This is a genomic window from Kitasatospora sp. NPDC096128 (assembly GCF_040303105.1).
Classification (GTDB): Bacteria; Actinomycetota; Actinomycetes; order Streptomycetales; family Streptomycetaceae; genus Kitasatospora.
The window spans coordinates 19,321-45,176 of sequence record NZ_JBEOSP010000027.1 but is presented as its reverse complement, the minus strand read 5'-3'; the positions used below and the strand labels follow the sequence as shown (position 1 = coordinate 45,176).

At 73.7% G+C, this 25,856-nt stretch carries 26 protein-coding genes; 18 read left to right on the top strand and 8 right to left on the bottom strand.

Translation table 11 applies throughout. From position 1 onward, the window contains the following. Positions 1–7 precede the first annotated feature (7 nt). The 3 genes from ABTY61_RS27090 (at position 8) to ABTY61_RS27080 (ending at position 3,443) form a co-directional block, all read left to right on the top strand. The gene (locus ABTY61_RS27090) at positions 8–778 is read left to right on the top strand and encodes a class I SAM-dependent methyltransferase (RefSeq protein WP_350507687.1); all 771 of its coding nucleotides are present in this window, start codon (positions 8–10) and stop codon (positions 776–778) included. Between the two features lie 184 nt (positions 779–962). Further along, the gene (ilvD, locus tag ABTY61_RS27085; RefSeq protein WP_350507686.1) at positions 963–2,807 is read left to right on the top strand and encodes a dihydroxy-acid dehydratase; all 1,845 of its coding nucleotides are present in this window, start codon (positions 963–965) and stop codon (positions 2,805–2,807) included. 123 nt (positions 2,808–2,930) lie between these two features. Next, positions 2,931–3,443: an EamA/RhaT family transporter gene (locus ABTY61_RS27080; RefSeq protein WP_350507685.1), complete on the top strand. Its 513-nt coding sequence runs from the start codon at positions 2,931–2,933 to the stop codon at positions 3,441–3,443. Positions 3,444–3,446: 3 nt separating this feature from the next. On the opposite strand, the gene ABTY61_RS27075 is transcribed toward ABTY61_RS27080, so the two are convergent. Together ABTY61_RS27075 and ABTY61_RS27070 are read right to left on the bottom strand one after the other, a co-directional pair. Beyond that, positions 3,447–4,790, bottom strand: a complete 1,344-nt coding sequence (locus tag ABTY61_RS27075) for an SCO2583/SCO2584 N-terminal domain-containing protein (protein WP_350507684.1) — start codon at positions 4,788–4,790, stop codon at positions 3,447–3,449. Between the two features lie 121 nt (positions 4,791–4,911). After that, complete coding sequence (locus ABTY61_RS27070) at positions 4,912–5,361, bottom strand: hypothetical protein (protein ID WP_350507683.1); 450 nt, start codon at positions 5,359–5,361, stop codon at positions 4,912–4,914. Between the two features lie 167 nt (positions 5,362–5,528). Here ABTY61_RS27070 and proC point away from each other — a divergent pair, with 167 nt between their 5' ends. From proC to ABTY61_RS27035, 7 genes are all read left to right on the top strand, one after another. Further along, positions 5,529–6,356: a pyrroline-5-carboxylate reductase gene (gene proC / locus ABTY61_RS27065; protein ID WP_350507682.1), complete on the top strand. Its 828-nt coding sequence runs from the start codon at positions 5,529–5,531 to the stop codon at positions 6,354–6,356. Between the two features lie 141 nt (positions 6,357–6,497). Continuing rightward, positions 6,498–7,712, top strand: coding sequence for an MFS transporter (locus ABTY61_RS27060; RefSeq protein ID WP_350507681.1), 1,215 nt, complete (start codon positions 6,498–6,500; stop codon positions 7,710–7,712). A gap of 49 nt (positions 7,713–7,761) precedes the next feature. After that, complete coding sequence (locus ABTY61_RS27055; RefSeq protein WP_350507680.1) at positions 7,762–8,958, top strand: acetoin utilization protein AcuC; 1,197 nt, start codon at positions 7,762–7,764, stop codon at positions 8,956–8,958. Positions 8,959–9,194: 236 nt separating this feature from the next. Beyond that, entirely contained in the window at positions 9,195–9,404 is a 210-nt protein-coding gene (locus ABTY61_RS27050; RefSeq protein ID WP_045699258.1) for a helix-turn-helix domain-containing protein, read from the top strand. Between the two features lie 173 nt (positions 9,405–9,577). Next, the gene (locus ABTY61_RS27045) at positions 9,578–9,694 is read left to right on the top strand and encodes a 30S ribosomal protein bS22 (RefSeq protein ID WP_425311139.1); all 117 of its coding nucleotides are present in this window, start codon (positions 9,578–9,580) and stop codon (positions 9,692–9,694) included. A gap of 149 nt (positions 9,695–9,843) precedes the next feature. Then, positions 9,844–10,935: an NAD-dependent epimerase/dehydratase family protein gene (locus ABTY61_RS27040; protein ID WP_350507751.1), complete on the top strand. Its 1,092-nt coding sequence runs from the start codon at positions 9,844–9,846 to the stop codon at positions 10,933–10,935. A gap of 7 nt (positions 10,936–10,942) precedes the next feature. Then, positions 10,943–11,950, top strand: coding sequence for a lysophospholipid acyltransferase family protein (locus ABTY61_RS27035; RefSeq protein WP_350507679.1), 1,008 nt, complete (start codon positions 10,943–10,945; stop codon positions 11,948–11,950). An 87-nt stretch (positions 11,951–12,037) separates the two neighbouring features. Here the strand turns inward: ABTY61_RS27035 and ABTY61_RS27030 are convergent, their stop codons facing one another. The 3 genes from ABTY61_RS27030 to ABTY61_RS27020 form a co-directional block, all read right to left on the bottom strand. Then, a complete protein-coding gene (locus ABTY61_RS27030) occupies positions 12,038–13,342 on the bottom strand; it encodes a DUF5667 domain-containing protein (protein ID WP_350507678.1) in 1,305 nt (434 codons plus the stop codon). Between the two features lie 297 nt (positions 13,343–13,639). Further along, positions 13,640–14,455, bottom strand: a complete 816-nt coding sequence (locus tag ABTY61_RS27025) for an ECF subfamily RNA polymerase sigma factor, BldN family (RefSeq protein ID WP_497973248.1) — start codon at positions 14,453–14,455, stop codon at positions 13,640–13,642. Between the two features lie 547 nt (positions 14,456–15,002). Then, positions 15,003–16,049 carry an HAD family hydrolase gene (locus ABTY61_RS27020; RefSeq protein WP_350507677.1) on the bottom strand — a complete coding sequence of 349 codons (1,047 nt, stop codon included), beginning with the start codon at positions 16,047–16,049 and terminating at the stop codon, positions 15,003–15,005. Positions 16,050–16,169: 120 nt separating this feature from the next. Between ABTY61_RS27020 and ABTY61_RS27015 the strand changes: the two genes are divergently transcribed. The 7 genes from ABTY61_RS27015 to hemB all read left to right on the top strand — a co-directional run bounded on the left by ABTY61_RS27015 (position 16,170) and on the right by hemB (position 23,461). Continuing rightward, on the top strand, positions 16,170–16,445 hold the full coding sequence (locus ABTY61_RS27015) for a glutaredoxin family protein (RefSeq protein WP_350507676.1): 276 nt from the start codon (positions 16,170–16,172) through the stop codon (positions 16,443–16,445). 163 nt (positions 16,446–16,608) lie between these two features. Further along, positions 16,609–17,343, top strand: a complete 735-nt coding sequence (locus ABTY61_RS27010; protein ID WP_350507675.1) for a 3'-5' exonuclease — start codon at positions 16,609–16,611, stop codon at positions 17,341–17,343. A 107-nt stretch (positions 17,344–17,450) separates the two neighbouring features. After that, positions 17,451–18,347, top strand: coding sequence for a redox-sensing transcriptional repressor Rex (locus ABTY61_RS27005; RefSeq protein WP_350507749.1), 897 nt, complete (start codon positions 17,451–17,453; stop codon positions 18,345–18,347). Between the two features lie 25 nt (positions 18,348–18,372). After that, positions 18,373–19,713, top strand: a complete 1,341-nt coding sequence (locus ABTY61_RS27000) for a glutamyl-tRNA reductase (protein ID WP_350507674.1) — start codon at positions 18,373–18,375, stop codon at positions 19,711–19,713. Positions 19,714–19,754: 41 nt separating this feature from the next. Next, positions 19,755–20,759 carry a hydroxymethylbilane synthase gene (hemC, locus tag ABTY61_RS26995; protein WP_350507673.1) on the top strand — a complete coding sequence of 335 codons (1,005 nt, stop codon included), beginning with the start codon at positions 19,755–19,757 and terminating at the stop codon, positions 20,757–20,759. After that, positions 20,756–22,402 carry a bifunctional uroporphyrinogen-III C-methyltransferase/uroporphyrinogen-III synthase gene (locus ABTY61_RS26990; protein ID WP_350507672.1) on the top strand — a complete coding sequence of 549 codons (1,647 nt, stop codon included), beginning with the start codon at positions 20,756–20,758 and terminating at the stop codon, positions 22,400–22,402. Before hemC ends, ABTY61_RS26990 begins: the two co-directional genes overlap by 4 nt. Before the next feature lie 72 nt (positions 22,403–22,474). After that, complete coding sequence (gene hemB / locus ABTY61_RS26985; protein WP_350507671.1) at positions 22,475–23,461, top strand: porphobilinogen synthase; 987 nt, start codon at positions 22,475–22,477, stop codon at positions 23,459–23,461. A gap of 91 nt (positions 23,462–23,552) precedes the next feature. Here the strand turns inward: hemB and ABTY61_RS26980 are convergent, their stop codons facing one another. From ABTY61_RS26980 to ABTY61_RS26970, 3 genes are all read right to left on the bottom strand, one after another. Next, positions 23,553–23,819 carry a hypothetical protein gene (locus ABTY61_RS26980; protein WP_350507670.1) on the bottom strand — a complete coding sequence of 89 codons (267 nt, stop codon included), beginning with the start codon at positions 23,817–23,819 and terminating at the stop codon, positions 23,553–23,555. Positions 23,820–23,953: 134 nt separating this feature from the next. Then, positions 23,954–24,298 carry a rodlet layer protein gene (locus ABTY61_RS26975; RefSeq protein ID WP_188309838.1) on the bottom strand — a complete coding sequence of 115 codons (345 nt, stop codon included), beginning with the start codon at positions 24,296–24,298 and terminating at the stop codon, positions 23,954–23,956. Between the two features lie 83 nt (positions 24,299–24,381). Next, a complete protein-coding gene (locus tag ABTY61_RS26970) occupies positions 24,382–24,726 on the bottom strand; it encodes a rodlet layer protein (protein ID WP_350507669.1) in 345 nt (114 codons plus the stop codon). Positions 24,727–25,052: 326 nt separating this feature from the next. Between ABTY61_RS26970 and ABTY61_RS26965 the strand changes: the two genes are divergently transcribed. Continuing rightward, the gene (locus tag ABTY61_RS26965; protein ID WP_350507668.1) at positions 25,053–25,760 is read left to right on the top strand and encodes a hypothetical protein; all 708 of its coding nucleotides are present in this window, start codon (positions 25,053–25,055) and stop codon (positions 25,758–25,760) included. The last annotated feature ends 96 nt before the right edge of the window (positions 25,761–25,856 follow it).

Below are 25,856 nucleotides of genomic sequence, written 5' to 3'. Positions count from 1 at the left end.
GGGAAATGTGACGGACTACCAGAACTACCGGGACCTCGCCGTGAGCTTCGGCGCGGTCGCCGCCGAGTACGACCGGGGGCGGCCCGGCTACCCGGCCGAGCTGTTCGACACGGTGGAGCGGCTCTGGGGCCGCGGCCTCAAGGGCGCCCGGGTCCTGGACGTCGGCGCCGGGACCGGCATCGCGACCCGGCTGCTGGCCGCCCGGGGCGCAGAGGTCGTCGCGGTCGAGCCCAGCGGCGGCATGGCCGCCCAGTTCCTGGCCTCCTCGCCCACCCTGCCGATGGTCCGCGGCACCGGCGACGACCTGCCCTTCCACGACGCCTCCGCCGACCTGATCAGCTACGCCCAGGCCTTCCACTGGACCCGCCCCGAGCTGGCCGTCCCGGAGGCGGTCCGGGTGCTGCGGCCCGGCGGCGCCGTCGCGACCTGGTGGAACGTGTACGACGAGACCGTGCCGTGGGTCCGGGCCCGGGCCGAGCGGCTGGCCGCCGCACTGCCCGACCACTACCGCGGCTACGGCGGGATCAGCGACCACACCCGGCACTTCGCCCCGGCCGGCCTCGCGGTCGAACGGGCGGTGCTGCACTGGGAGCGGCAGGTCACCGTCGAGCACGTGCTCACCGACCTGACTTCCCGCTCCTACCTGGCCTCGCTCAGCCCCGAGGAGCGCGCCCCGGTGCTGGCCGCCGAGCGGGAGGCGATGACCGCCGAGTTCCCGGACGGCCTGGTGGTCGAGCCGTTCAGCCTGGACGTCACCGTGGCCGTCAAGCAGGACTGAGCCCGGGCCCGCCGCCCGCCGCCCGCTGCCCGCCGCCCGCCCGTTGCCCGGAGGCCGTCCGCTGCCCGCATCGCGGACGCGCCGTCCGCCGGCCGGACGGCGGGCGTAGGCTCGTAAGCCACAACGGCCCCCGCACCCTGATCACCGGCGGGCGCCAGCGAGAGCCCCGAAGGAGTGGAGCACAGTGCCCGAGCTGAGGTCCCGTACGGTCACCCACGGTCGCAACATGGCAGGCGCCCGGGCGCTTCTCCGGGCCGCCGGCGTAGCCCGCGAGGACTTCGGCAAGCCGATCATCGCGGTCGCCAACTCCTTCACCGAGTTCGTCCCGGGGCACACCCACCTCCAGCCGGTCGGCCGGATCGTCTCCGAGGCGATCAAGGAGGCCGGCGGCATCCCGCGCGAGTTCAACACCATCGCCGTCGACGACGGCATCGCGATGGGCCACGGCGGCATGCTCTACTCGCTGCCCTCGCGCGACCTGATCGCCGACTCGGTCGAGTACATGGTCAACGCGCACTGCGCCGACGCGCTGATCTGCATCTCCAACTGCGACAAGATCACCCCCGGCATGCTGATGGCCGCGCTGCGCCTCAACATCCCGACCGTCTTCGTCTCCGGCGGCCCGATGGAGGCCGGCAAGGCCACCCTGGTCGACGGCACCGTGCGCAAGCTGGACCTGATCGACGCGATCTCCCAGGCGGTCAACGAGAACGTCTCCGACGAGGACATCGCGATCATCGAGGAGAACGCCTGCCCCACCTGCGGGTCGTGCTCCGGCATGTTCACCGCGAACTCGATGAACTGCCTCACCGAGGCGATCGGCCTCTCGCTGCCCGGCAACGGCTCGGTGCTCGCCACCCACACCGCCCGCCGGGCGCTGTACGAGAAGGCCGGGCGAACGGTCGTCGAGATCACCAACCGCCACTACGGCCAGGACGACGCCTCGGTGCTGCCGCGCGCGATCGCCAGCCGGGCCGCCTTCGAGAACGCCATGGCCCTGGACATCGCCATGGGCGGCTCGACCAACACCATCCTGCACCTGCTCGCCGCCGCCCAGGAGGCCGAGCTGGACTTCGACATGCGGGCCATCGACGCCGTCTCCCGCAAGGTGCCCTGCCTGTCCAAGGTCGCGCCCAACGGCTCGTACTACATGGAGGACGTGCACCGGGCCGGCGGCATCCCGGCCATCCTCGGCGAGCTGTACCGCGGCGGGCTGCTCAACGAGGACGTCCACACCGTGCACTCCGACTCGCTCGCCGAGTGGCTCAAGACCTGGGACGTGCGCGGCGGTTCGCCCTCCGCCGAGGCCGTCGAGCTGTGGCACGCCGCACCCGGCTGCAAGCGCTCCGCCGAGGCCTTCTCGCAGTCCGAGCGCTGGGAGTCGCTGGACACCGACGCCGCCGGCGGCTGCATCCGCAGCGTCGAGCACGCCTACTCGGTCGAGGGCGGCCTCGCCGTGCTCTACGGCAACCTCGCCGAGGACGGCTGCATCGTGAAGACGGCCGGCGTCGACGAGTCGATCTGGACGTTCAGCGGCCCGGCGGTGGTCTGCGAGTCCCAGGAGGCCGCGGTCGAGGCGATCCTCGCCAAGCGGGTCAAGGAGGGCGACGTCGTCGTCATCCGCTACGAGGGCCCCAAGGGCGGCCCGGGCATGCAGGAGATGCTCTACCCGACGTCCTTCCTCAAGGGCCGCGGCATGGGCAAGGCCTGCGCGCTGATCACCGACGGCCGCTTCTCCGGCGGCACCTCGGGCCTGTCCATCGGCCACGCCTCCCCGGAGGCGGCCTCCGGTGGCACCATCGCGCTGGTCGAGGACGGCGACACCATCGCCATCGACATCCCGGCCCGGACGATCTCCCTGGAGGTCCCGGCCGAGGTCCTCGCCGAGCGCCGCCGCGCGCTGGAGGCCGGGCACGGCTACCGGCCGCGGAACCGCGACCGCCAGGTCAGCCAGGCGCTGCGGGCCTACGCGGCGATGGCCACCTCGGCCGACAAGGGCGCCGTCCGGGACGTCAGCAAGCTCGGCTGAGCCCGCCCGCCCACGGAGGAGCCGTCCCGACGTCCGGGGCGGCTCCTCCGTCGTTGCCCTCCCCGGCGCGGGGTCACCGCTGCCGCTCGGGTGACAACCGCCGCTCGGGTGATAATCGACGGCGTGACCGAGCAGCCCCCCGCCCCCGCCCCCAAGCCCACCGGCGCCCCCGAGCCGGAGCCGATCCGCTTCTTCGGCACCAGCTGGCTCGACCGGGACAACGGCTACTGGCTGCGCCGGGTCGGCGTCTCCGTCGGCGCGCTGGTCGCCACCGCCGCCGCCGCGCTGGTGCTGCGCTTCGGCGTCGAGGGCGTCGCCCTCTCCGACGGCGGCGGCTTCCTGAACGGGCTGCTGACCGCCGCCATCGCGGTCTGCTCGCTGATGTCCGTCCTGCGCACCTGGAAGGTGCTCACCGAGGGCAAGGACCAGCTGACCGGCTGGATGGCCGAGGAGAAGTCGCTCGGCGCGGTCTGGCTGATCGGCGGGGCCGGCGGCCTGGCCGCCTACTTCGCCCGCAGCCTGGTCGAGGCCCCCGGCGAGGCGGTCAAGCGGGCCGCCCACCAGAAGGCCGTCGAGCAGTACGAGAAGCGCCGGGCCGGCCGCGGCGGCCGACCCGGCGGGAAGCGCAAGCGCTGACCGTCAGAAGCGGCTGACCGTGCCGCAGTCGCCGCCTCCGGTCGTCGGCAGGTCGTGGCTGCGGTCGTAAGGGTCGCTCCTGGGGCCGGTCGAGTCCGGCCCGGGGGCGGCGAACTGGTCGAACTGCGGGTGCAGGAAGCCGTCGTAGACGTCGCACGCGCTGTTGCCGATGTCCGTCGCCGACTTGTCGACCATGAGCTTCGCCCGGTCCACCCGGTACCTGGCCGGGTCGTAGAAGCGGAAGTCCTGCTGCCTGCGCACGATCGTGCGGGTGGTCCAGGTCTCCCCGGCCGCATCGTCGGCCGGCACCAGGAGGCCCACCGGCTTGGCCGTGCCGTCCTGGGGTGCCTGGGACGCCTTCGTCGACGGCTGGGCCGATCCGGGGGCCTTGGCGGCGTCCGGGCCCGGCCGGAGGGCGTAGACGTAGGTGAAGTCGGTGTGCACCAGGACGCCCTTGTCGCCGTCGCCCTCCACGGTGATCAGCCCCTGCACCTTGGCGGAGTCACCGATCTGGATCGCCTCACGGGGGTCGAACCGGGCGAACCACAGCGTGGGGTCCTGCTCCTTGGACGGCTTGTCCAGCGTGGCGCCGATCCTGCCCTGGCTCTCCCGGCTCAGCATGGCCAGCGCGGCGTCCGGCCGCGCGCCGGCGATCACCTTCGGGTCCAGGTTGGCGGCCGCCAGGTAGTCCTTCACCAGCTTCACCTGTGCGGCGACCTGCTCGGCGCTGAACACCCCGATCGCGTCCGGTGCGTCCTTCGGGCCGAAGGCGTCCATCGAGGTCGGCCAGCCCTCGGCGGGGGAGCCCGCCCACGGGTGGGCCAGCGTGGGCTGCTCCTCGGGGGCCTTCGACGGCGCGCTGGTCGGCCGGGCCGTCTCCGGGGCGACGGTCGGCACCGGGGCGTAGGCCTTCGCCGAGGAGCCGTCGGCGCCCCCGTGCAGCCACGTACGCAGCGCGTCGACGTTGAGCGCGGCCAGCAGCACGGCGACGGTCAGCACGATGAACAGCGGTGTGCGCCACTCCAGCCCGCGCCGGCGCCGGGCCGGGCGCGGGTTGCCCCAGGGGTCGACCACCTGGAGCTTCGGCTTGCGGCCGAAGCGGCGCTTCGGCGCCGGGCCGTCGTTGACCGAGCGTCGGCCGCCCGGGTCGACCGGCGGGGTGTGCTTCCAGCGGGCGCTCAGCATCCGGGTGCGCCCGGACTGCTCCTTCACGCTGGCGGCCTTGATGAACTCCTCGTCCAGGACGAGGTCGGCGAACGGGTCCTTCCCGCCCGCTCCGGACGGGTCGGACCCGCCCGGCTCACTGCCCTCGGAGGGGCGTGGTTCCGGATCTTCGGCAATCGGCATCGCGCCAGTATGCCGACGGGGTGTGACGGTTCGTCGATCGGGGCCGCACCATGTGGTGAACCCGTGCGCGACGCCCGGGGGTTCACCATATTTTGTCCGGAAACCGCCCCGACCCAGGCCCCTAACCCTTGCCGCGGGCCTGCTTCACCGAGCCCACCACCCCGGCGATCACCAGCAGGAGGCCGGCCGGGAGCAGCGAGATGAAGAAGGAGCCGAACAGCCCGGCGTCGCCCAGGAAGTACTGCGCCAGGGTGTTCAGTGCCAGCAGCCCGCCGGCCGCCGGGAGGGCCGCCTGCCACGGGTGCGCGTCGGCCCAGCGGCGCAGCCGCCGGTCGGTGGTGTCGCGGCGCAGCTGCCCGCCGACGGTGCCGACCAGGGCGACGAAGAACAGGGCCCAGCCGGCCGGTCCGGCCAGCATGCTCAGTGACCAGTCCCCGGAGATCGCTTCGACCCCCAGGGCGGTCGCGCCCACCACCGCACCGACGCCCGCGGCCGTCCGCCACGGGCCCACCGTCGCCGAGGCGGCGGCGAGTTGCCGGTTCTCACGTCGGGACATCTCGTCGTGTGCCATGGCTCCACGGTGCGCCTGCCCGGGCCCGGAGGCCATAGGGGAAACCCCCGAGTTTTCTCCCTAGGGGCAAAGGCCCCCGGGGCCGCGCGGCCCACGGACCGGACGGTCCCGGCGGGCGCCGTCGTGCGGTGCGAGGATGGCCGCAGTACCGAGGCAAGGAGCGGACCATGGCCAGCAGCGCAGCACCCGGACAGAAGATCGCCTTCCTGGGCACCGGCAAGATCGGCGAGGCCCTGCTCTCCGGCCTGCTGCGGGCCGGCACCGACCCGGCGGACGTCCTGGTGACCGCCCGCCGCCCCGAGCGCGCGGCCGAACTCGCCGACCGGTACGGCGTGGTGGCGGTCTCCAACGCCGAGGCCGCGAAGCTGGCCGACACCCTGATCCTCGCGGTCAAGCCGCAGGACATGGGCACCCTGCTGGAGGAGCTGGCCCCGCACATCAGCCCGGACCGGCTGGTGATCTCGGCGGCGGCCGGCGTCCCGACCGCCTGGTTCGAGGAGCGGCTGGCGGCCGGCACCCCGGTGGTCCGGGTGATGCCCAACACGCCGGTGCTGGTGGACGAGGGGATGAGCGTCATCTCCGGCGGCTCGCACGCCCGGGAGGAGCACCTGGCGCGGGCCGAGGAGATCTTCAGCTCGGTCGGCAAGGCGCTGCGGCTGCCGGAGTCCCAGCAGGACGCGGCCACCGCGCTGTCCGGCTCGGGCCCGGCCTACTTCTACTTCCTGGTCGAGGCGATGACGGACGCGGGCATCCTGCTCGGCCTGCCCCGGCAGGTGGCGCACGACCTGATCGTGCAGTCCGCGATCGGCGCCTCGGTGATGCTGCGTGACTCCGGCGAGCACCCGGTGAAGCTGCGCGAGGCGGTCACCTCCCCGGCCGGCACCACCATCGCGGCGATCCGCGAGCTGGAGAACCACGGGGTGCGGGCCGCGCTGCTGGGCGCCCTGGAGGCGGCCCGGGACCGCTCCCGGGAGCTGGCCTCCGGCGGGAAGTGACCGGGGGCCGCCCACGGCGGAAGTCCCTGCACGACCCCTCCCGCAAACCCGGCGCACCGCCTACGCTCTCGGCCAACATCGTTCTACCGGCCGGTAGCGGGCCCGGGGGCGACCGGTAGCGAGCCGCGTGGAGGTCCGTAGATGAGTGCCGCACCGCCCGTGCAGTCCGTCCCGACCCCGACGGCGCCGGGACTGCGCGTCGGGCGGGCCGCGCTCGCCGTCAGCTTCCTGCTCCAGGGCACCACCTTCGCGCTGCTGGTCACCTGCATCCCGGAGATCCAGCACCGGTACGGGCTGAGCGACGGGCTGCTGCCGGTCTTCCTGGCCGCGGTGCCGGTCCTGGCCGGGGTGGGCTCGATCCTCTCCGAGCGGCTGGTGAAGCGCACCGGCGCCCGGGCCGTCCTGCGGGCCGTCCAGCCGGCCGTCTGCCTCAGCCTGGCGGGCGCCGGACTGGGCGACTCGCTGTGGCAACTCGCCGTCGCACTGGGCGCGTTCGGGCTGCTGGTCGGGGCACTGGACGCCAGTATGAACATGCTCGGGGTGGGCCTCCAGCGCCGCTACGGCCGCTCGATCATGATCGGCTTCCATGCCGCGTTCAGCCTCGGCGGCATCCTCGGTGCGGCCGTCGCCGGCCTCGGCTCGCACTACGACCTGGGGCTGCCGGTGCTGTTCGGCACGGCCGCGGCGGTGATCGCCCCGCTCGCGGTGCTGACCGGCACCCGGTTCGCCGGACCGGCCGAACTCGGCGACGCCGTCCGGGCCGCCGCCGAGGCCGCCGCCCGGTCCATCCCCTGGCGCCCGCTGCTGCCGCTGTGCCTGGCGATGGCCTTCGCGTACATCGCGGACGCCTCGGTCTCCAACTACAGCGTCAAGTACCTCACCGACGGCCTGGGCAGCCGGGAGGACCTCGCCAAGCTCTCCTACCTCGGCTACATGGTCGCGATGCTGCTCGGCCGGGCCCTGGGCGACCGCGCGGTGCAGCGCTTCGGCGCCGTGCCGGTGGTGCGCCTCGGCGCCGCGCTGGCCGCGCTGGGCTTCGGGCTGGCCGCGCTGGCGCCCGCCGCCTGGGCGGGCATCGCCGCCTTCACCGTGCTCGGCTTCGGCATCTGCGCGATCATCCCGCAGGTGTTCGCGGCCGGCGGCCGGCTCTTCCCGGCTGACTCGGACGCCGCCGTGGCCCGGCTCAACCTCTTCAACTATGTGGGCTTCCTGGTCGGTTCGCCGCTGGTCGGGGCGATCGCGGACGCGAGCTCGTACCGCTGGGCGCTGCTCGCCCCGATGCTGCTGGTGCTCGCCGTGCTGCCGCTGGCCGAGCGCTTCGCCCCCGCACCGGCCCTGGCCCCCGCCGCCGCGTGACGGTGGGGGCGGGCGAGGCCCGCCGCCCCCACCCACTACGGTGGAGGCCATGCCCGAAGCCGAGCGTGACACCCCCTGCGGCCTGCACCTCTTCTGGGACGAGGCCGTCACCGCCTACGACTTCGGCCCCGGCCACCCGATGGACCCGACCCGGCTGGCGCTCACCATGCGCCTGGTCGAGGCCCTCGGACTGGCCGCCGGGCCCGGGGTGACCGTCCGGTCCGCGCCGCCCGCCGGGGACTCCACCCTGCAACTGGTGCACACCAAGGAGTACGTCGAGGCGGTCCGGCACATTGCCGCCCACCCCGAGCAGTCGGACCTCCGGCACGGGCTCGGCACCGACGACAACTGGGCTTTCCCGGCCATCCACTCGGCCTCCGCGCTGATCGCCGGCCAGTCGGTCGCCGCCGCCGAGGCGGTCTGGCGCGGCGAGGCACCGCACGCCGTCAACTTCGCCGGCGGACTGCACCACGCGATGCCCGGCAAGGCCTCCGGCTTCTGCGTCTACAACGACCCGGCCCTGGCCATCGCCCGGCTGCTCGAACTCGGCGCCGAGCGGGTCGCCTACGTCGACGTGGACGTCCACCACGGCGACGGGGTCCAGGCGGCCTTCTGGAACGACCCCCGGGTGCTGACCGTCTCGCTGCACGAGCACCCCGCCACGCTCTTCCCGCAGACCGGCTGGCCCACCGAGACCGGCGGCCCGGACGCCCCCGGCTCCGCCGCCAACCTGCCGCTGCCGGCCGGCACCGGCGACGCCGGCTGGCTGCGCGCCTTCCACGCCCTGGTGCCCGAACTGCTCGCCGCCTTCCGGCCGCAGGTCCTGGTCACCCAGCACGGCGCGGACACCCACCTGGAGGACCCGCTCGCCCACCTCGCCGTCACCCTGGACGCCCAGCGGCTGATCGCCGAGGAGCTGCACGGGCTGGCCCACCGGCTCACCGGCGGCCGCTGGGTGGCCACCGGCGGGGGCGGCTACGCCGTCGTGGACGTCGTCCCGCGCTGCTGGACCCATCTGGTCGCCACCGCGGCCGGCCGGCCCGTCGACCCGGCCACCGAGACCCCCGAGGCCTGGCGCGCCGAGGTCTACCGCCGCACCCGCCGCCCGGCCCCGCTGCGGATGACCGACGGCGCCCGCCCGGCCTGGCGCGACTTCGACTCGGGTTACGATCCGGCCGACCGACTCGATCAGGCCATCCTCGCCGGCCGCCGAGCGGTGTTCCCCCACCACGGTCTGCTGGCCTGAATCCGCCGCCCCGGCCCCGCCCCGGCCGGGCCCCGGAGGGGCCGTGCGTACGCCCCCTGGGGCGATCCGCCGAGTGACTACGTACTGCAACGGTCCTATCTCTCACCGTACGAGGACTGCACCTCCCCTCTTCCCACTGGTACCACCCATAACTACTCTGGGGATACACGTGTGCCGGTGGAGTCACCGGAGGGGAAGCCGGTGCCTTGCACACGGGTAAGGGTCGGGTGATGGTCATGAGTTCCGTCGAGCGTCCCCTGCAGGAAGTCGTCTTCCTGACCGTGGCCGAGGTTGCCGCGGTCATGCGGGTGTCCAAGATGACCGTGTACCGGTTGGTGCACAGCGGAGAGCTGCCGGCCATCCGGGTCGGACGGTCCTTCCGGGTGCCCCAGCAGGCGGTGCACGAGTACCTCAAGGAGTCGTACGTGCGACTCGAGAGCGCGTAGCACCGGGGTCGGCGGGGGCGGGTCCACAGCCCGTGGATCCGTCCCCGTTCGCCCCGGATTTCCCGCGAGTTTCCCGCTTCAGGGGAGCACGATTACGGCCCCGGCCACGCGGACGGTAGGCTAGGCCCTCACGTCAGTCGTATGGACTCCGTCTCTCACGGACGAGAGTCTCAGTGAGCGAGGGTTGTTCCGTGGGCTCTGTCATCAAGAAGCGTCGCAAGCGTATGGCCAAGAAGAAGCACCGCAAGCTTCTGAAGCGGACCCGCGTTCAGCGTCGCAACAAGAAGTAAGCGCCCCCGGCCGCGCCCAGCGCGCCCAGCGCTTCCACCGCCCGCCCAGGCCCCCGTGGCCTGGGCGGGCGGTGTCGTTTCACGGCCCGGTGGGGCGGCGCGGTACGGTGCACGCAGGCCGCTCGGTCGAGGGAATGGGGTGCAGCACCGTGGGCGTGGTCGTGCTCGTCACCGGCGTGGCACGCCATCTGGGTGCCCGCTTCGCCGCCGAGGTCCGGCGCCGTCCGGGGGTGGACCGGGTCGTCGGCGTGGACGTGCAGCCGCCCCGGCTGCCGGTCGAGGAGCCCGCCGGACCGGCCGCCCCGTACACCTTCCACCAGCTCGACCTGCGCCGCCCCGCCGTCTCCCGGGTGATCGCCGAGCACCGGGTGGACACCGTGGTGCACCTGAGCGTCAGCGCCACCGGGCTGGGCTCCACCAACCGCGCCGCGGTGAAGGAGTCCAACGTCATCGGCACCATGCAGCTGCTCGGCGCCTGCCAGAAGGCGCCCGGGGTGCGCCGGCTGGTGGTGAAGTCCACCACCGGCGTGTACGGCTCCGCGCCCCGCGACCCGGCGGTGTTCAGCGAGCGGATCCAGCCGAAGGACCCGCCCGGTGGCGGCTTCGCCAAGGACGCGGCGGAGGTCGAGGGCTACGTCCGCGGCTTCGCCCGGCGCCGCCCGGACGTCGCGGTGACGGTGCTGCGCTTCGCCAACATCGTCGGCCCGGGCTCGGACACCCCGCTCAGCGAGTACTTCGCGCTGCCGGTGCTGCCGACCGTGCTCGGCTACGACCCCAGGCTGCAGTTCGTACACGAGGACGATGCCGTCGCGGTGCTCTGCCGGGCCGCCGACGAGCCGGTACCCGGCACCGTGAACACCGGCACCTTCAACGTGGCGGGGGAGGGCGTGCTGCTGCTCTCCCAGTGCGCCCGCCGGCTCGGCCGCCCCACCCTGCCGCTGCTGCTGCCCGCGGTCAGCTGGATGGCCGTGCTGGCCCGGCAGACCCGGCTGGTCGACGTCTCGCCGGAACAGCTGCGGCTGCTCACCCACGGCCGGGTGGTGGACACCGCGCGGCTGCGGGAGACCTTCGGCTACCGTCCGGCGTTCAGCACTCCGGAGGCCTTCGCCGACTTCGCCGCCGCACTGGGCCCCGGCCTGCTGCCGCCCGGGCGGCTGGCCGCCGTCACCGACCGGCTGACCGCCCTGCTCGGCCCGGAAGGGGCCACCGACGCCGTACCGACCCGCCGCCCGAGGAGCTGAACCCGCCATGAGTGCCGCCGCCGAGAACGCGCCGGGCGAGGCCAAGGTCATCCCGATCGAGTCCGCCCCCAGCTGGAGCTCCCCCGAGGGCCCCGGGCCGGCCGACCGGCTCGCCAGGGCCGTCGGCGGGGCGCTGTCCGGCCGGCTCGGCCCGGCGGCCACCTCGCTGTTCGGCAAGGGTTGGGAGGGCCGGGCCACCGAAGGACTGGCCTTCCTGCGCCGCCGGATCACCGGCGACTACGAGGTCGACGAGTTCGGCTTCGACCGGGAGCTCACCGAGGAGGTGCTGCTCTCGCTGCTGCGCCCGCTGGCCGAGAAGTACTTCCGGATCGAGGTCCAGGGCGTCGAGCACATCCCGGCCGAGGGCGGGGCCCTGATCGTCGCCAACCACTCCGGCACCATCCCGCTGGACGCCCTGATGACCCAGGTGGCCATCCACGACCACCACCCGCACCACCGGCACCTGCGGATGCTCGCCGCCGACCTGGTCTTCGTGCTGCCGGGCATCAACGAGCTGGCCCGCAAGGCCGGCCACACCCTGGCCTGCAACGAGGACGCCCAGGCGCTGCTGGAGCGCGGCGAACTGGTCGGGGTCTGGCCGGAGGGCTTCAAGGGCATCGGCAAGCCGTTCTCCGAGCGCTACAAGCTCCAGCGCTTCGGCCGCGGCGGCTTCGTCTCCTCCGCGCTGCGCGCCGGGGTGCCGATCGTGCCGTGCTCGATCGTCGGGGCGGAGGAGACCTACCCGATGATCGGCAACGTCAAGACGCTGGCCCGGCTGCTCGGCCTGCCGTACGTGCCGATCACCCCGACCTTCCCGTGGCTGGGGCCGCTGGGGATGCTGCCGCTGCCGACCAAGTGGACGATCCGCTTCGGCGAGCCGATCGCCACCGACGGCTACCCGCCGGAGGCCGCGGACGACCCGATGCTGGTCTTCGACCTGGCCGACGAGGTGCGCGAGACCATCCAGCACACCCTGTACCAGCTGCTGGTGCAGCGGCGTTCGGTGTTCTTCTGACCGCCCTGCCGATGATCCTGACGCGCTGAGGGCCTGGTGGAACGCGTTCCACCAGGCCCTCAGCGCCTTGCTCAGCCCCTGCCTCGCTCAGCTGCCGCCGAGGATCCGCAGCCCGGGCAGCAGGCCGGGGATCAGCGGGGGCACGTCCACGCCCTGCTGGGCGCTCGGCGCGCTGGGCGCACCGGACGGCGGCTGCGGCACCTGCGGCGGGGCGGCGTCGGCGCTCGGCGAGGGCCGCCCGCCGCCGGTGAGCCCATTGGTGAGGTTGCCGACCAGGCCGTTGACGGCGTCCGGGGCGCTGGTGGGCAGGGTGCTGGGCAGACCGCCGCCCTTGGCCCCACCGCCGGCCGTGCCACCGTTGCCGGCGGTGTCCGGGGCGCGGTCGGTGCCGCCGGGGCGGCTGCTGCTGCCCGTGCCGCCCTGGGACTGCGCGGAGCCGGGTGCGGCGCCGGAGCCGTTCGCCCCGGAGTCGGCCGGGGAACCGCCGGTCGAGGAGGACGAGTCGTCGCCCGCTCCGGTGCCGCCCGGTCCACCGCTCTTGGCGGGGGGCTGGGTCAGGCGCAGGGGCGCGACGTCCTCGCTTATGTCGTCGAAGAGCTGGTTCACCAGGTGTGCCTGCTCGGTGAGTTGGACCGGCAGCCGGCCCTGAAGCTCGCTCCAGCGGCCGTCCTCGTCGTGGGCGAAACCGGCCAGCGCGCGCATCGGGTCCAGCGAGCCGTTGCTGCGGTAGACCGAACGCAGCAGCTCGCGGCCCTTGAGGGCGTCGGCGTGCATGTCGTCCAGCGCCCGGCGGACCCGGTCGACCGTGCCGGGGCTGAGCCCGGTGGTCGAACCCGTCTGCCCGACCAGGGCGTTGGCCTCGCCGAGCCGGGTGGCCGCGTTGCCGAGCAGCAGTTCGCCGCGCTCCGAGTCGGAGTCCGCGAGGTCCAGTCGAAGCCCTTCGAGACCGCGCTTCATGCCGTACAGCGTGTCCCCGGGAAGGGCGTTGGAGCTTGCCGCGGCCGCGCCGGCCAGGCTGCCGACGGCGAGCCCGGCGACCAGTCCGCCGATCGCGAAGCGGCGGCTCCACCGGCCGCGCGGTGCCGTCCGGATCGCCCGGTGGCGGCGCTGGCGGGGCACCGCGGCGCCCGGCCCGCCGGCGAAGGCCTGCTCGAAAGCGGCCATCAGCTGGGCGCGTTGGACCGTCCGGACCTCCTGGTCCAGGGCTGGTCCGGGCAGTGCCCCCAGTGCGTCGGCCACCCCGACCAGTTCGGCCATCGCGACCGAACCGGCCTCGGCGACAGCGGTGTTGGCCGATTCGGCATCGGCCGCACGGCGTTGCTCCGCCTGGTGGGCCTCCAGCGCCTCGGCGAAGGCCTTCGCCCGTCGGTGCTCCAGCACGTTTGCCGTCACGGGCCACACCTCCCTTCGTCGTTGTCGACACCCCGGCCTGCCGGACGGTTGCCCCGGCGGGCCAAAGCCACTCCATCGGGTGATAGGTCACAATTCGGCTTGACCGTATGCCTGGTGGGGGCTTGCATGCTGGCCAACGAGCGGTACGGGCGGTCGGTTACGCACGGCTGATCATCGGATCGACCGTTCACCCGGACGTGTCGGTCGGGCGGCGGTGATGACGGGCCGTCGGATCGCCGCCCGGGCAGGGCCCGTCGGGGCAGGGCCCGCCCTATCGCCCCCTCGGTCACCGTCGCCTCACCGCGCGTCGGGCGGCAGGAGCCGGGCCAGGGTGCGCACGGCGCGGTACTGGAGGGTCTTGATCGCGCCCTCGTTCTTGCCCATGATCCGCGCGGTCTCGGCCACCGACAGCCCCTGGAGGAAGCGCAGCGTCACGCACTCCTGCTGCTGGGGGTTGAGCCGGCGCACCGCGTCCAGCAGGGCGGCGTTGGAGAGCGACTCCAGCACCGACTCCTCCGGGCTGCGCTCGCACTCGTTGGAGTCGAGCATCTCGCCGGTGGTGACCTCCAGCCGGAACCGGCTGGACTTGAAGTGGTCGGCGACCAGGTTGCGCGCGATGGTGACCAGCCAGGCGCCGAAGTCCCGGCCCTGCCAGGTGAAGGTGCCGATCCGGCGCAGCGCGCGCAGGAAGGTCTCGCTGGTGAGGTCCTCGGCGGTGGCCCGGCTGCCGACCCGGTAGTAGATGTATCGGTACACGGTGTCCGCGTAGTGGTCGTAGAGCCGGCCGAACGCCTCGCTCTCGCCGGCCTGGGCCCGCTCGACCAGCTCCATGATCGGGTTGTGCTCGGTCTCGTAGCCGGGGCTCGGCGCGGTGCGGGAGCGGCTGCGGCCCACGCTGCCGGTGCGGCCGCGCGAGCCGGTGCCGGTCGAGCCGGCGGCGGTGGTGCGCAGCGCGGTGCCGGGGCCGTGCTGGTGGCCGACCAGCGGACCGCCGGCGGGCACGAGTTGGGGCGAGACGGCGAGCTGGCTGCGGAGCAGGGTGCGCAGCAGGTCCAGGCCGGTGGAGATCTGCCGCTCGGCCGGGCGACCGCGGAGGCCGGTGCGGGGACGCAGGGGCGCGGACGACGGGCGGGAGGGTGCAGGCGCGTCGTTCCGGACGGGTGGGTACACGGGACTCCCAGAGGCAGAACTGTGGACGGATCACCTCCGCCTGCGCGGAGAGCACTCCCCATGACACCCGTTCGAGCGGGGCGCTTGGGTGACGTGCATCCAGGAGAGAATAACGCTTTGTGCAATGACAGCTACACCGTGTGGTCGAAGTGGTCGTTTGGGATCCATTTGTTGTGCATATTCGGCTGACACTGACCGGAGATGTCGGCGTTCATCCGGCTCAACGTGACCGTTCGGGCGCCCAGGGTGACCAATTCGGCGGCACTGGCGGCGGTTTCCCAGCCTTGGAGCTCCGTAACCCCTGACTTTCCCGGTCTGGCGAACGATCAGAAGCGGTCACCGCGTGACAGGTTCGTGCATCGGGCCCGGACGACCTTGTCGGAGCAGGGAGTTCGCCCGTACGAGGGGCCGGCTCAGGCCGCCGATTGACGCCTTCTCACCCGCGCGGGGGAGGGGCGGGGAGGGGAAGAAACGGTTCCGTGGCCGGGATTCAGCCCCGCCGACGGCGGCGTTGCAGCGCCACCCCGGCTGCCGCGGCACCCGCCAGCACCCCGACCGCGGCCGCCGCCGGCAGCCCCACCCGGGCCGCCTTGCGCCCGGTCCGGAAGTCGCGCACCCGCCAGCCCTGCGCCCGGGCGTGCCGCCGCAGCGCGCCGTCCGGGTTCACCACGTACGGGTGGCCGACCAGCGAGAGCATCGGGATGTCGTTGGCCGAGTCGCTGTAGGCCGCGCAGCGGTCGAGGTCCAGCCGCTCGCGCCGGGCCAGTGCGTTCACCGCGGCGGCCTTGGCCGGGCCGTGCAGCAGGTCGCCGACCAGCCGGCCGGTGTAGTGGCCGTCCCGGGCCTCGGCGACGGTGCCCAGTGCGCCGGTCATGCCGAGCCGCCGGGCGATGATCCGGGCCACCTCCAGCGGGGCGGCGGTCACCAGCCAGACCCGCTGGCCGGCGTCCAGGTGCATCTGGACCAGGGCGCGGGTGCCCGGCCAGATCTTGTCGGCGACGACCTGCTCGAAGACCTCCTCGCAGATCGCCTCCAGGTCGGCGGTGCGCTTGCCGGCCACGATGCCCAGGGCGGTGTTCCGGGCGTCCGAGATGTGGTCCGGGTCCTCGGTGCCGTGCAGCCGGAAGAGGGCCTGCTGCCAGGCGAACCGGGCGATGTCGCGGCGGGTGAGGAAGCCGTGGCGGTAGAGGCCGACGCCGAGGTAGAAGATCGCGGCGCCGCGCAGGATGGTGTTGTCGCAGTCGAAGAAGGCGGCGGCGCGCGGGTCGTCCCGGTCCGGGGTGTGGTTCCCGGGAGGGGCCTTGGGGGCCCTTCCGGCCCGGCCGGCCGCCGGGCTCCCCGCCGGGGCGGCGCCGGCCTCGGGGCCGTCCGTCCCGGGGGCCTCCGCCGGGGTGTCCGCCGCCGGGGCGCCGGTGGGGGCGAGCAGCGGTTCGGCGCGCAGCGCGGCCTCGGCCGCCGCTGCCGCGGCCTCGCCTGCCAGGGCGCTCCGCTCGGTGGTGGAGCGTCTCGCCTGGGTGAGCCTTCGGAGCACGGCCATGTCATCGAGCATAGCCAGCCGGGCGGGGAGCGGCCGTGACGGAGCCGTGCCCGTGCGGTGAACAGCTTCCCGTCGTAGGGGGCCGGGCGCCCCGGGGGCGGGCGGGCGAATAATGGCCAGGTGAGCCCACTGCTGCGACGCAAGAGCCCCGAGCCGGCGGACCGTACCGTGACCCTGGTCGGCAAGCCCGGCTGCCACCTGTGCGACGAGGCCCGGGAGGTGATCGTCCGGGTGGCGGCGGAGCTGGGTGCGACCTTCGAGGAGAAGGACATCACCCAGGACGAGGAGCTGTACCGCCGCTACTGGGAGCAGATCCCGGTGACCCTGATCGACGGCCGCCAGCACGACTTCTGGCGGGTCGACGAGAACCGGCTGCGCAAGGCCCTGGCGAGCTGAACCGGCGTTCGTGCGTGCACCACCGCCCCCGCCGACCGGCGGGGGCGGTTCGCCGAATCGTTGTCAAAGACACTCCGTTCCGGCTTGGGGCGGGGCGCTCCGGTCGGCTTACGATCGAACGCGTTTGCGCCCGTGGGGGGCTGAGCACACGAGGAGTGCCGCCATGCTTCCCCGCCCGATCCCCGCGCTGCCCGGAGCTCCGGGCTTCGCCGTGGTGGACGTGGAGGCGACCGGCCGCAGCCCGTGGCGGCACCGGGTGGTCGAGGTCGCGGTGGTGCTGCTGGACGCCCGGCTCCGCCCCGAGGGTGAGTTCGCCACCCTGCTGGATCCGCTGGGCCCGGTCGGCCCGACCCATGTGCACCGGATACGCCAGGCCGACGTCGAGGGCGCCCCGCGCTTCCGGGAGATCGCCCCCCACCTGCTGGAGCTGCTGGCCGGCCGGGTGCTGGTCGGCCACCACGTCAGCTGCGACCACGCCTTCCTGGACCGCGAGTTCGCCCGGATCGGGGTGCCGCTGCCGCCCGTCCCGCTGCTGTGCACGATGGGGCTGGCCCGCGCCCACCTGCCGGAGGCCCGCGGCCACGGTCTGGCGGCCTGCGCGGAGGCGGCCGGTCTCGGCTGGTTCCCGGCGCACACCGCGCTGGGCGACGCCCGGGTGACGGCGGAACTGCTGCGGCACTGCGCGGGCGTCCCGTCCTGCCCGCCGGACGACTGGACCGGGCCGCTGCGCGAGGCCGCCCGGGTGCCCTGGCCGCGGCTGGGCCGGGCCCGCTCCCGCCCGTCCGGCGACGCCGTCCCGCTGCTGCGCCGGGAGGCGTCGTACGGCCCCTGGCTGCCGGGCGCCCAGGCCCCGGAAGTGGTCCTGACGCAGGCCGGTGCTATGAGCTCATCGGCGTGATGCGTGTCACTGTGCCGGGACAAAACGGACACCATCTTTGTGCACACGTTCACAAACGCTTAGCCTGGCTGCCAAAGCCCAGCTTCACCCACAGGAGCACCGTGGCAATCGGCCGATCACCACAGAGCAGTTCGCAGACGCCCGACCAGGGCGCCGCGCGCCGACCCTCGCGTGCCCGGGGCATCCCGGAGGCGACCGTCGCCCGCCTGCCCCTCTACCTGCGGGCCCTCACCGCGCTCTCCGAGCGCTCGGTGCCGACCGTCTCCTCGGAGGAGTTGGCCGCCGCGGCCGGTGTGAACTCCGCCAAGCTGCGCAAGGACTTCTCCTACCTCGGCTCCTACGGCACCCGCGGCGTCGGCTACGACGTCGAGTACCTCGTCTACCAGATCTCCCGCGAGCTCGGCCTGACCCAGGACTGGCCGGTCGTCATCGTCGGGATCGGGAACCTCGGCCACGCCCTCGCCAACTACGGCGGGTTCGCCTCCCGCGGCTTCCGGGTCGCCGCCCTGTTGGACGCCGACCCGAACGTGGTCGGTTCCACCGCGGCCGGGCTGCCGGTGCGGCACATGGACGAGCTGGAGTCGATCGTCGAGAGCCAGCACGTCTCGATCGGCGTGATCACCACCCCGCCCGGCGCCGCCCAGCAGGTCTGCGACCGGCTGGTCGAGGCGGGCGTCACCAGCATCCTGAACTTCGCCCCGACCGTGCTGGCCGTCCCGGACGGCGTGGACGTGCGCAAGGTGGACCTCTCCATCGAGCTGCAGATCCTCGCCTTCCACGAGCAGCGCAAGGCCGGCGAGGAGCCCGACCGCACCGAGTCGGTGCTGGACCGCGCCCCCGGCCCGGTCCGCGCGGCCGCGGCGAAGCTGCGCCGGGCGGCCGGCGGCAGCACCAAGGGCCGCACCGGCGCCGAGCCGGCGGCCAAGGACCAGGCCGAGCCGTCGGCCAAGGGGAAGCCCGCCAAGGGCGGCGAGGGCGAGCTGTCCGCGGTGATGCCCGCGTGAACACCGAAAGCTGTGGGGGGCGGGCATGAGTCTTCTCGTCGTCGGACTGAGCCACCGGACGGCACCGGTCGGCGTGCTGGAGCGCGCCGCGCTGACCGGTGAGGTCCCGACCCGGCTGCTGCACGACGCGGCCGCGTCCTCGACCGTCGCCGAGGCCGCGCTGCTGAACACCTGCAACCGGATCGAGCTGTACGCGGACGTGGACAAGTTCCACGCCGGCGTCGCCGAGCTGTCGCTGCTGCTGGCCCACCACAGCGGGGTGGACCTGGAGGAGCTGACCTCCCACCTGTACGTCCACTACGAGGACCGCGCCGTCCACCACCTGTTCTCGGTGGCCTGCGGCCTGGACTCGATGGTGGTCGGCGAGGGCCAGATCCTCGGCCAGCTGCGCGACGCGCTGGCCAAGGCCCAGGACGAGCACACCGCCGGGCGCGGCCTGAACGAGCTGTTCCAGCAGGCCCTGCGGGTCGGCAAGCGGGCGCACAGCGAGACCGGCATCGACAAGGCCGGCCAGTCGCTGGTCACCTTCGGTCTGGAGCAGGTAGCCGCGGGCGCGGGCGAGATCGCCGGCAAGCGCGCGCTGGTGGTCGGGGCCGGCTCGATGAGCTCGCTGGCCGCCGCCACCCTGGTCCGCTCCGGGGTCACCGACCTGCTGATCGCCAACCGCACACCGGCCCGCGCCGAGCGCCTGGTGGAGATCCTCGGCCCGGACGTGGCCCGCACCCTGGACCTCGCCAAGGTGCCGCAGGCGCTGGCCGACGTCGACCTGGTGATCTCCTGCACCGGCGCGGCCGGCGTGGTGGTCCGGGCCGAGGACGTCGCCGCCGCGGTCGCCGCGCGCACCTCGCCCCAGCCGCTGGCCCTGCTCGACCTCGCCATGCCGCGGGACGTCGACCACGCCGTGCACGAGCTGGACGGCGCCCTGCTGGTCGACCTGGAGAGCCTCTCCCACGCGCACGCCGCCAGCCCCGGCGCCGGCGACGTCGACGAGGTCACCCGGATCGTCTCCGATGAGGTGACCGCCTTCGGCGCCGCCCAGCGGGCCGCCCGGATCGCGCCCACCGTGGTCGCGCTGCGGGCGATGGCCTCCGACGTGGTCGCCGCCGAACTGGGCCGGCTGGACTCCCGGCTGCCCGACCTGGACGAGCGCTCCCGCACCGAGATCACCCAGACCGTCCGCCGCGTCGTCGACAAGCTGCTGCACGCCCCGACCGTCCGGGTGAAGCAGCTGGCCGCCGAGCCCGGCGGAGCGTCCTACGCGGACGCCCTGCGCGAGCTGTTCGACCTCGACCCGGCGGCCGTGCACGCCGTGTCGGGCACGCCCGTCGGCGGCCGGCCCCAGCCTTCCGGCGGGGGCACCAGATGAACCGTCAGCCATCCCACGAGTACCACCGGGACGATCACCTCATGAATGGTCAACCGCTCACCGAGCAGGCTCCGGCCGCCGCCCTGCGGCTCGGCACCCGGCGCAGCGCGCTCGCCATGGCCCAGTCGGGCATGGTCGCCCGCGAGGTGACCAGGCTCACCGGCCGCCCCGTCGAGCTGGTCGAGATCACCACCTACGGCGACACCTCGCGGGAGGCGCTCGCCCAGATCGGCGGCACCGGCGTGTTCGTCTCCGCCCTGCGGGACGCCCTGCTGGAGGGCCGGATCGACTTCGCCGTGCACTCGCTCAAGGACCTGCCCACCGCGGCGCCCGAGGGCCTGGCGCTGGCCGCCGTCCCCGAGCGCGAGGACGTCCGGGACGCCCTGGTCGCGGCCGAGGGCCTGGCCCTGGACGAGCTGGTGGAGAAGCTGGCCGGGGCCGGCCGCCCGGCCCGGATCGGCACCGGCTCGCCGCGCCGGATGGCCCAGCTGAACGCCTGGGCCCGGGCCCGCGGGGCCCAGCTGGAGACCGTCGCGATCCGCGGCAACGTGGACACCCGGATCGGCTACGTGACCGCCGGCGAGCTGGACGCCGTGGTGCTGGCCACGGCCGGCCTGAACCGGCTCGGCCGCAGCGCCGAGATCTCCCAGCACCTCGACCCCGAGCTGATGATCCCGGCCCCCGGCCAGGGCGCGCTCGCGATCGAGTGCGCCGCCGCCGACACGGACCTGACCACCGCGCTCGCCGCGCTGGACCACGCCCCCACCAGGGTCGCCGTGGCCGCCGAGCGCGCCCTGCTGGCCACCCTGGAGGCCGGTTGCTCGGCCCCGGTCGCCGCACTGGCCACCTGGGGCCGGGAGTACGAACTGCAGCTGGACGGCGTGGTCGGCGATCCCGACGGCACCGCCCTGCTGAAGATGTCCGCCAACGGTCCGATCGTCCTCGACGAGACCGCCGAGCAGCAGGCGCGGGCCCTCGGCCACGCCCTGGCTGCCCGGCTTCTCGACGCGGGCGCGGCCACCCTGATGGGGGAGCGAGCCCGATGAGCCCCACCGCCGCCACCGACGCCCTCTTCCCGGCCGGCCAGCCCACCGGACGGTGCACCTTCCTGGGAGCGGGTCCCGGGGACCCGGGCCTGCTGACCCTGCGCGCGGTCGAGGTGCTGTCCTCGGCCGACGTCCTGGTCGCCGACCCGCTGACCGCGGCCGCCGTGCGCACCCACTGTCCGGCCGGCGTGCAGGTGCACGCCCCGGCCGCCGACGGCACCGACTTCGACCTGGCCAAGCTGGTCGCCGAGGCCGTCCGGTCCGGCAAGCACGTGGTCCGCACGGTCGACGGCGACCCGGGCCTGGACGGCTGCGCCGCCGAGGAGATGCTCAGCTGCGCGGGCGACGGGATCCCCTTCGAGGTGATCCCGGGCGTCGCCCAGTCGGTCGGCGTCCCGGCGTACGCGGGCGTCCCGCTGCGCGGCGCGGCCGGCACCGACGTCCGCTTCGTGGACGGCGGCCAGCTGCTGTCCGGCGCCCCGGTCGACCTGGGCGCGCCGGAGACCACCCTGGTGGTCCGCACCACCCTGGGCCAGCTGCCCGCCACCGCGGGCGCGCTGGTGTCCAACGGCCGCAAGCCGGACTCGGCGCTGAGCGCCACCCTGTCGGGCACCACCACCCGCCAGCGGACCTTCACCTCCACGCTGGCCACCATCGCGGCCGACCTGAAGGCCGCCCGGGTGCTGCCCTCGCCGGTCTCCGCCCCGGTGGACCCGGCGACCTCGGTGATAGCCGTGGTGGGCGAGCAGGTCGCCCACCGGGCCTCGCACTCCTGGTTCGAGACCAAGCCGCTGTTCGGCTGGAACGTCCTTGTGCCGCGCACCAAGGAGCAGGCCCACGGCCTGTCCGAGCAGCTGCGCTCGTACGGCGCGGTGCCCCAGGAGGTGCCGACCATCGCGGTCGAGCCGCCGCGCACCCCGCAGCAGATGGAGCGGGCCATCAAGGGCCTGGTCACCGGTCGCTACGAGTGGATCGCGTTCACCTCGGTGAACGCCGTCCGCGCCGTCCGGGAGAAGTTCGAGGAGTACGGCCTGGACGCCCGGGCGTTCGCCGGGATCAAGGTCGCGGCGGTCGGCGAGACCACCGCCCAGGCCCTGGTGGACTTCGGCGTGAAGCCGGACCTGGTGCCCTCCGGGGAGCAGTCCGCGGCCGGGCTGCTGGAGGACTGGCCGCCGTACGACCCGGTCTTCGACCCGATCGACCGGGTGCTGCTGCCGCGTGCCGACATCGCCACCGAGACCCTGGTGGCCGGCCTGGTCGAGCTCGGCTGGGAGGTCGACGACGTGACGGCGTACCGGACGGTGCGCGCCTCGCCGCCGCCGGCCGAGACCCGCGAGGCGATCAAGGGCGGCGGCTTCGACGCGGTGCTGTTCACCTCGTCCTCGACCGTCCGGAACCTGGTCGGCATCGCCGGCAAGCCGCACAACGTCACGGTCATCGCCTGCATCGGGCCGGCCACCGCCAAGACCGCCGAGGAGCACGGCCTGCGGGTCGACGTGATGGCCCCGGCGCCGTCGGCGGCCGCGCTGGCCCAGGCGCTGGCAGACTTCGGGGCCAAGCGCCGGGACACCGCGACGGCCGCGGGCGAGCCGGTCTACCGGCCCAGCGAGCGCCGTCCGGGATCCCGCCGCAAGGCCCGCTGAGCCCTCAACTATGGTGCTGGGGGCGGCTGTTCGCCGCCCCCAGCACTGCACAACCGTTCGGAGAGAGAAGCCGTGTCCGCTGAATTCCCGTACGTTCGCCCGCGCCGGCTGCGGCAGAGCCCGGCGATGCGCCGGCTGGTCGCCGAGACCAGGCTGCACCCGGCCGAGCTGATCCTGCCCGCCTTCGTCAGCGAGGGCATCAGCGAGCCCAAGCCGATCGCCGCGATGCCCGGCGTGGTCCAGCACACCCGGGACAGCCTGCGGAAGGCCGCGGTGGAGGCCGCCGAGGCGGGGGTGGGCGGCATCATGCTGTTCGGCCTGCCCGAGGTGAAGGACGCCGTCGGCTCCGAGGGCACCAACCCGGACGGGATCCTCCAGCGGGCCATCCGCGACGTGGTCGCCGAGGTCGGCGACCGGCTGGTGGTCATGTCCGACCTCTGCCTGGACGAGTTCACCGACCACGGCCACTGCGGCGTGCTGGCCGAGGACGGCAGCGTGGACAACGACGCGACCCTGGCGCGCTACGCCGAGATGGCCGTGGTCCAGGCTGAGGCCGGCGTCCACATGGTCGGTCCGTCGGGGATGATGGACGGTCAGATCGGCGTCGTCCGGCGGGCGTTGGACGCGGCCGGGCACCAGGACGTCAGCGTCCTCGCCTACACCGCCAAGTACGCCTCCGCGCTGTACGGGCCGTTCCGTGAGGCCGTCAACTCCTCGCTCAAGGGCGACCGCAAGAGCTACCAGCAGGACCCGGCGAACGCCCGCGAGGCGCTGCGCGAGCTGGAACTGGACCTCGCCGAGGGCGCGGACCTGGTGATGGTCAAGCCCGCGATGCTGTACCTGGACGTCCTGCGGCAGGTCGCCGACGCCTCGCCGGTGCCGGTGGCCGCCTACCAGATCTCCGGCGAGTACTCGATGGTGGAGGCCGCCGCCGCCAACGGGTGGATCGAGCGGGAGCGCACCATCCTGGAGACGCTCACCTCGATCCGCCGGGCCGGCGCCGAGCAGATCCTCACCTACTGGGCGGTCGAGGCCGCCGCGATGCTCAAGCAGCAGTAGCACCGGTACGGCCGGAGGCCGGGCCGCTCCCCACAGTGAGCGGCCCGGCCTCCGGCCGTGTCGTTTCCGGCTGCGCTGCTTGCCGGTTGTGTTACTTCCAGCCCTTGATGTGCGCGAAGCCCCCGCCGCCGCCGATCAGGTCCTTGGCGGTGGCGGCACCGCCGATGAAGCCGCCGGCGGCGACGTCGGAGGTGTGGGCGATGCCGGCGGCCGTACCGGCCACGAAGGGCTCGTCGCCGGTGGCGACGATGCCGCCGCCGCCCTCCAGGCCGACGTGGGCGAACGCCGGGGTGGCGGCACCCGCGAGCGCGAGCGCGGCGGTGACGGTCAGGGCGGCCTTGGCCAGCTTGCTCTTCATGGATCTGCCTCTCTGTGGGGGCGCCCCCGTGGGCGCCCGTCCGCTGACTGCTGCTGTGAACTCCGGTCGGCCAAGCCCGGAGGGCCCGGGGAGACCTTCCTCCCCGGGCCCTCCGTCCGTGCCGTGCCCCTTGATCAGCCGATCAGGTGCGAGACACCCGCGTCGCCCGAGGACTGGGTGTTCTGGCCGACGTTGCAGATCTGCTTCGGGGTGCTGTTCAGGACGGGCACCTCGACCGGAACCGCGACGCCGACGACGGCGACGGCGATGTTGTGGACCTCCGGCAGGCAGATGTTCGCGTTGTCCAGGGTGTGGAAGTTCGGGCTGCCGTTGCCGTGGGTGCCGGTCTGGTTGGTGCCGCCGTTGCCCTGGACGGAGGTGGCGGCGCCGTCCGAGTCGACGATGGCGGAAGCCGAGCCGGCGGACATCGCGATGGCGGCGGCGGCCAGGCCGGCGGCGGCGAGGGACTTCTTGATCATTTCCGGTTTTCCTCTCAAGGGTGAATCGGGGAGCGATTCGAGGGTGGTTCAGGGGGGTGGTGCGGTGGTGGGCTGGGGGAGCGTCAGCCGACCAGGTGGGACACGCCCGCGTCGCCGTGGCTCTGGGTGCCCTGGCCCTGGGTGCAGTACTGCTTGCCACCGCTGTTGGCGATCGGGACCTCGACCGGGACGGCCACACCGAGAACGCCGACCGCGATGTTGTGGATCTCGGGGAGGCAGACGTTCGCGTTGTCCAGGAAGTGGAAGTTCGGGCTGTTGTTCCCGACCGTCCCGGTGAAGTTGGTGCCGCCGTTGCCCTCGATGGAGGCGGCCGCGCCGTCCGCGTCACCGATGGCGGAAGCGGGTGCGGCGGCACCGGCCAGAGCGGCGACGGCCAGGCCGGCGGCGGCGAAGGACTTCTGGATCATGGGGAGATCCCTCTCTGAAATGCTTTCGGTTTCCGTGCGTAGCAACGCGTCGAACGCTCAGACCCGGTCTGCAGTCACTGACGTCCAGATCAAAGAATGACGGCACGGAAGGTTACGGGGATTTCTGAAAAGAGTCCGGGAGGCGCGTCCGGGAGTGGTTTCCGGTCGGATTATTACGCCGAATCGGTTAACGCCCGCAATCCGAACTCATGGTCACTCGTTGCGCAGATTGCTTTCCGGCTGCGGCCCCGCAGCCCTCCCCGAAGGAACTCCGGTACTGGACCACCAGGACGTCCCCAGTACGGACAGGCAGAACGGTGAAAAGCATGAAGTTCTCCAAGCGGGCCGGCGCGATGCTGCTGGCGGTCGGTGCGGGCGTGCTCGCCTCCCAGGGGGCGGCCTCCGCCGCCCAGGTCAGCCCCGACCAGGTCGGGGCCCTGGAGGACAAGCTGGCCACCCAGCAGGTCCCGGCGGACGTGCCGCTCACCCCGCTGGGCAGCCACGTCACGGCCGGCATCCCCACCTCGCTGGTCATGCCGCCGGCGGCCGGCCGGACCACCGACAACGGGCTGCTCCCGGACCATCTGGTGCCCCAGGTGGCCACTGGCAAGGTCGGCCCGAGTGCCAAGGCCCAGCTGCCGCTCCCGCTGGTCGACCAGGGCGCCGACCTCGGCCAGGTGCTGCTGGACGCCCCGGCCGCGCCGTTGCAGGCCAAGACCCCCGGCCTGGACGTGGGCAAGCCGCTGTCCCTGGTGAAGGACGGCACCGGCCAGCTGGCCGACGGCCGGATCCGGGTGGACGAGGTGGACCCGCGCCTGGTGCCCGGCGCCGTGCAGACCGTTCCCGGGGCCACTGCGAGCCTCGGCACCGACGACAGGCGGCTCTCCGTCACCGACGAGGCGAACGACCTGGCCAACACCACCACCGCCACCGCCACCGGCGTCCTGCAGCAGACCGACGCGACCGACACGGTGACCTCGACCGCCACCGGTCTCGTCCAGCAGAGCGGCCTGGCCGACCTGACCCGGCTCTGAGCCCGCGCCGGACGCGCCGGAGCCCGGCACCCCTGGCCACCAGGCGGGGGCGGCCGTAGATGCCCTTGATGGTGATCATCGAGGTGACGATCGAGG